Here is a 2,683-nt window from a genome sequence, read left to right as displayed (position 1 = left end):
GAAAAAGCGTCAACGCTGTCGGGTCACTCCCCGGACAGCACCGCCTGCGCGGCAACCCTGGCCTCTTCGGCGGTGTCCACGGCACGCGCCGCGGCAGCCGCCCGCTCGCACTGCGCCAGCGTGTGCTTCGCCAGCGTCGCGCGCACATACGGAATGGCCTTCGCGCCCATCGACAGGGAGGTGACACCCAGACCGGTCAACACACACGCGAGCAGCGGGTCCGCGGCAGCCTCGCCACACACACCACAGCTCTTGCCCTCGGCCTTGGCGGCATCGGCCGAAGCCGCCACCAGATCGAGCAGCGCGGGCTGCCACGGGTCCTGCAGCCGCGACACCGCACCGACCTGACGGTCGGCGGCAAAGGTGTACTGGGCCAGGTCGTTGGTCCCCAGCGAAAGGAACTCGACCTCCTGCAGGATGGACCGAGCCCGCAGCGCGGCGGACGGAATCTCCACCATCGCACCGAACTTCGCCTGCAGCCCGGCCTCCCGGCACGCGTCCGCGAACGCCTTGGCGTCCGTGCGGTCCGCCACCATCGGAGCCATGACCTCCAGGTACACGGGCAGACCCTCGACGGCCTTGGCCAGCGCGGTCAGCTGCGTCCGCAGCACCTCCGGGTGTTCCAGCAGCGACCGCAGACCACGCACACCCAGAGCCGGGTTCGGCTCCTCGGCCGGCGTCAGGAAGTCGAGCGGCTTGTCCGCACCGGCATCCAGCACACGCACGACCACACGGCCCTCGGGGAAGGCCTCCAGCACCTTGCGGTACGCCTCGACCTGGGACTCCTCCGAAGGAGCCTGCTTGCTGTCGTCGAGGAAGAGGAACTCGGTCCGGAACAGGCCGACGCCCTCGGCCCCCGCCTCCACGGCAGCCGGTACGTCAGCCGGACCGCCGATGTTGGCGAGCAGCGGCACCTTGTGACCGTCCGACGTGGCACCGGGGCCGGTCGACGCGGACAGCGCGGCCTTGCGCGCGGCGGCAGCGGCCTCCAGCTCGGCCCGCTTCTCGGCACTCGGCTCGACGAAGATGTCGCCCGTGCTGCCGTCGACGGCCACGACCGTGCCCTCGGCCAGTTCACCGGCACCGGGCAGCGCGACCACGGCAGGCACACCCAGCGCCCGCGCAAGAATCGCGCTGTGGCTGGTCGGCCCGCCCTCTTCGGTCACGAACCCGAGCACCAGCGCCGGGTCGAGCAGAGCAGTGTCCGCAGGCGCCAGGTCCCGTGCGATGAGCACGTACGGCTCGTCGCTGTCCGGCACACCCGGCATCGGAACGCCCAGCAGACGGGCGACGATACGATTCCGCACGTCGTCCAGGTCGGCCACCCGGCCGGCCAGGTACTCCCCGGCACCGGCGAGCAGTGCACGGTATGAGGCGAAGGCGTCGTACACACCGCGCTCGGCCGTGCTGCCGACAGCGATCCGACGGTCTACATCGGCCATCAGCTCGGGGTCCTGAGCCATCAGCGCCTGAGCCTCAAGGACTGCCTGAGCCTCACCGCCCGCCAGGTTGCCACGCGCCATCAGATCGGCTGCCACAGCGTCCACGGCCTGACGGGCACGCCCCTGTTCGCGCTCCGCCTCCTCCGCGGGAATCTGCTTGGCCGGCGGCTCAAGAACCGCCGTACCCATGTGCCGAACTTCGCCGATCGCCACACCGTGGCTCACGCCGACGCCTCGCAGCGTTGTCTCCATTTCACCGTCTCCGCTAGTTGCGGCGGACCGTGCCGCCGCGTTGGATGTACTACCCGCCGTCACTGCGGCGCTGACGTCTACTTCCAGCTGAAGAGAGCGTCGCCGACCTTGACGTCGCTGTCCTCGGCCAGGTCCGAGAGAGCGTCGGCAGTGGCTTCGAGCGCCACCACCGGGCATACGGGCGACTTGCCGGCAGCCTCGACCGCGGCCGGGTTCCAACGCACGATCTCCTGGCCGCGCGTCACGGTGTCACCCTTGTTCACGAGGAGTTCGAAGCCCTCGCCGTTCAGCTGCACGGTGTCGATACCGAGGTGGGTGAGCACACCGTGGCCCTCGGCGTCGACGACGACGAACGCGTGCGGGTGCAGGGAGACGACAACACCGTCGACGGGCGACACGGCCGCGGAGGGCTCGCGCACGGGGTCAATAGCGGTGCCGGGACCGACCATCGCTCCGGAGAACACGGGGTCGGGGACTGCGGCGAGTCCGATGGCGCGACCTTCAAGAGGGGACGTCACGCTGGTCATGGGGCCTCCCAGGGGCGGAGTTTGTGCGGCGCCGTCACTACCTGTCCTGGACGGCATACCTGCTTCAGAGGGTAAGTCATAAGAAGTCCCGGTTCCGCATGAGAGGTGCCGCTTGGACGACCTTGGGATGCACCGGAAACGATTTGCCTCAACAACCGGTGCCATGTACTGTCGTACTCCTGCCTGACCCCAACACGTACTCGCTTCTCTGCGGGTCGTTGTGTCGGCAGCGCCTCTTGAATGCTGATCCTATCTCGGATCTCTCTTTCCGCATGCCGTGGAATGAGTGGTCAGGGAAACGGAAAAGCCCTGATAGAGTCGGAACCGCCGGAAAGGGAAAACGCGAAAGCGAAGAACCTGGAAAGCACCGAGGAAATCGGAACGGAAACGGTCTGATAGAGTCGGAAACGCAAGAACACAACAGAAACAAACTGAACGAAAACGTCCGGAGGAAAGCCCGCG

2 protein-coding genes are annotated in these 2,683 nt (G+C 67.8%); both read right to left on the bottom strand.

All coding sequences use genetic code 11. The features are described from left to right. Nucleotides 1-23: 23 nt before the first annotated feature. Nucleotides 24-1,694 carry a phosphoenolpyruvate--protein phosphotransferase gene (gene ptsP, locus ACWGIG_RS38335; protein ID WP_453326352.1) on the bottom strand — a complete coding sequence of 557 codons (1,671 nt, stop codon included), beginning with the start codon at nt 1,692-1,694 and terminating at the stop codon, nt 24-26. 77 nt (nt 1,695-1,771) lie between these two features. Further along, entirely contained in the window at nt 1,772-2,221 is a 450-nt protein-coding gene (locus ACWGIG_RS38330) for a PTS sugar transporter subunit IIA (protein WP_453326351.1), read from the bottom strand. Nucleotides 2,222-2,683: the final 462 nt, after the last annotated feature.

It is taken from the genome of Streptomyces sp. NPDC054863 (assembly GCF_053610825.1).
This window is presented reverse-complemented; position numbering and strand designations above follow the sequence as displayed.

Excerpts from the sequence above, each read along its gene's own strand:
- ptsP (WP_453326352.1), bottom strand. The coding sequence starts at position 1,694 with ATGGAGACAACGCTGCGAGGCGTCGGCGTGAGCCACGGTGTGGCGATC.
- ACWGIG_RS38330 (WP_453326351.1), bottom strand. The coding sequence starts at position 2,221 with ATGACCAGCGTGACGTCCCCTCTTGAAGGTCGCGCCATCGGACTCGCC.